Genomic DNA, 2,537 nt, shown 5'->3' with positions numbered 1-2,537 from the left:
TTCGGAAATTTCCGTCTCGCCCTCTTCCAGCAGCACGGCGATCACGGCATTGACCTTCACGCCTTCCGCGCCTTCCTCGACCAGGATCTTGCCGACCGTGCCTTCATCGACGGCTTCGACTTCCATCGTCGCCTTGTCGGTCTCGATCTCGGCAATGACGTCACCGCTCTCGACGGTATCGCCTTGCTTGACGTGCCATTTGGCGAGCGTGCCCTCTTCCATGGTGGGTGACAGGGCGGGCATCAGGATTTCAATCGACATGGCTTAAGTCCTCGCCTCAGGCGTCATTGGCGCCCGGTTGGGCCAGTTCGGGGTTGATCTTGGAGACGTTCTTTTCCCAGTTCGCGCCGTCGAATTCCTCGAAGCGCAGCTGGAGGTCGGCATCGGCATCGAGCGCGCGCAGATTGACGGACCAGCCGTTCGGGTGCGAGCGCGGGACATAGAAGGCCTTCACGCCGCACTTGGCACAGAACAGGTGCTTGGCCTCATGCGTGCCGAACGTATAGGTGGTCAGGCTCTCCGCGCCGCGTTCAATCTTGAAGTCCGGCTTTTCCACGATGAGATGGATGAAACCGGTCTTGGCGCAGATCGAGCAATTGCACGACAGGGCCACAACACTGTCCGGCAGGTTCACGGCAAAACCGACCTCACCGCAATGACATTCACCGTGGCGCCAGGATTTGGTGGGGGAGTTGGTCATGGTCGGAAGCCCCATAGGTCAAAAACATCCTGCAGGGGACGGCTATTGTTCGCGCGCAGGCGACTCTGCAATTCAACTAGGTCAGCGCGGCTCAAACCGGTGTCCGAGAACCCGTCTCCATCTTGATGGGGATAGGACGCTACAAGGCCAATCGTCAGGGTCAGGAGTGGCCAGTCGTCAGCTGACAAGGCCTCCTCTCGTTCCACACGCTGGGCGAAGTTCTGATACTCGCTCTTGGTAATATCGAACAAGATGAAGAATTCTGAATCATCCCGAAATGAATTCGAAGATGCCGCGAACTGCACGGCTCGCTTCAGGATCCTTTGGTCGTTCGAACACACCATCACCCTACTCCGCGTAGCAGACGGCCCTCGCCGCCTTCACGATATCGTCCACGCCCGGCAGGGAGAGTTTTTCCAGATTGCCGGCATAGGGCAGCGGGACGTCTTCCTGGTGGACGCGGGCGGGCGGGGCGTCGAGATAGTCGAAGGCCTCGGCGGTGACGACGGCGGCGATCTCGGCGCCGACACCCATGCGGCCCCAGCCCTCTTCGGCGCAGACGATGCGATTGGTCTTCTTGACCGAGTCCACAACCGTATCCGTGTCGAGCGGACGCAAGGTGCGCAGATCGATGATCTCGGCGGAGATGCCCTCGCCAGCCAGAATTTCGGCAGCCTGGAGGGCATAACCGACCATGCGGCTGTGCGCGGTGATGGTGACGTCGCTGCCCTCGCGGCGGATTTTGGCCTTGCCGATCGGCAGGACCCAATCCTCGACGTCCGGCACATCAAAGCTCTCGCCATAGATGAGCTCGTGTTCGAGGAAGACGACCGGGTTTGGATCGCGGATGGCGGCTTTCATCAGGCCCTTGGCGTCGGCGGCGTCATAAGGTGCGATGACTTTGAGGCCCGGCACATTGGCATACCAGGACGCATAATCATGGGAGTGCTGGGCGCCGACACGGCTGGCCGCACCATTGGGTCCGCGGAACACGATCGGGCAGCCCATCTGGCCACCGGACATGTAGAGCGTCTTGGCGGCCGAGTTGATGATGTGGTCGATCGCCTGCATGGCGAAGTTGAAGGTCATGAATTCGACGACCGGCTTGAGACCATTGAAGGCGGCGCCCACACCCAGGCCGGCGAAGCCATGCTCGGTGATCGGCGTATCGACCACCCGCTTGGGACCGAACTCGTCCAGAAGGCCGCGGGTCACCTTGTAGGCGCCCTGGTATTCCGCGACTTCCTCACCCATCACGAAGACGGTGTCATCGCGGCGCATCTCTTCGGCCATTGCGTCACGCAGGGCGTCGCGAACCGTGGTGGAGACCATGCTGGTACCGGCCGGAACCTCGGGATCAGCCGGCGTTGCGACAACGGGCGCCGAGGCGGCAACCGGTTCCGGATCCGCAGGCGCGACCGGCGCCGCTTCAGCTGGTGCCGCAGCTTTCGGCGCCTCAACCGCGCTGACGTCCTCGCCGTCCTCGGCCAGGATGGCGATGGGCGAATTGACCGTCACATTCTCGGTGCCTTCGGCGACCAGGAGTTTGGCGACGACGCCCTCCTCGACCGCTTCGACTTCCATCGTTGCCTTGTCGGTCTCGATCTCGGCAATCACGTCACCGCTCTCGACGGTGTCGCCTTCCTTGATATTCCACTTGGCGAGCGTGCCCTCTTCCATCGTGGGAGAAAGGGCCGGCATCAGGATTTCAATCGACATGGCTCTACCTGTCCTGTGTCAAATCTTGCAAAGCGCCAGTAACTGGCATGGCATCAGCCGTTGGCGGCTTCGGGTTTGTAGCGCAGCGCGTGCTCGCGCATCTTTCCGGCGAATTCCA

3 protein-coding genes are annotated in these 2,537 nt (G+C 61.5%); all 3 read right to left on the bottom strand.

Annotated features, from left to right (window positions below):
* Positions 1-261: biotin/lipoyl-containing protein (locus QZ266_RS14885; protein ID WP_295696532.1), on the bottom strand; the 261-nt coding region annotated here is incomplete at its 3' end.
* 16 nt (positions 262-277) lie between these two features.
* Positions 278-700, bottom strand: coding sequence for a GFA family protein (locus QZ266_RS14880; RefSeq protein WP_295696529.1), 423 nt, complete (start codon positions 698-700; stop codon positions 278-280).
* Positions 701-1,048: 348 nt separating this feature from the next.
* Positions 1,049-2,419, bottom strand: a complete 1,371-nt coding sequence (locus QZ266_RS14875) for a pyruvate dehydrogenase complex E1 component subunit beta (protein ID WP_295696526.1) — start codon at positions 2,417-2,419, stop codon at positions 1,049-1,051.
* Positions 2,420-2,537: the final 118 nt, after the last annotated feature.

The organism is uncultured Maricaulis sp. (assembly GCF_905480005.1).
Classification (GTDB): domain Bacteria; phylum Pseudomonadota; class Alphaproteobacteria; order Caulobacterales; family Maricaulaceae; genus Maricaulis.
This window is presented reverse-complemented; position numbering and strand designations above follow the sequence as displayed.

Excerpts from the sequence above, each read along its gene's own strand:
- QZ266_RS14880 (WP_295696529.1), bottom strand. The coding sequence starts at position 700 with ATGACCAACTCCCCCACCAAATCCTGGCGCCACGGTGAATGTCATTGC.
- QZ266_RS14875 (WP_295696526.1), bottom strand. The coding sequence starts at position 2,419 with ATGTCGATTGAAATCCTGATGCCGGCCCTTTCTCCCACGATGGAAGAG.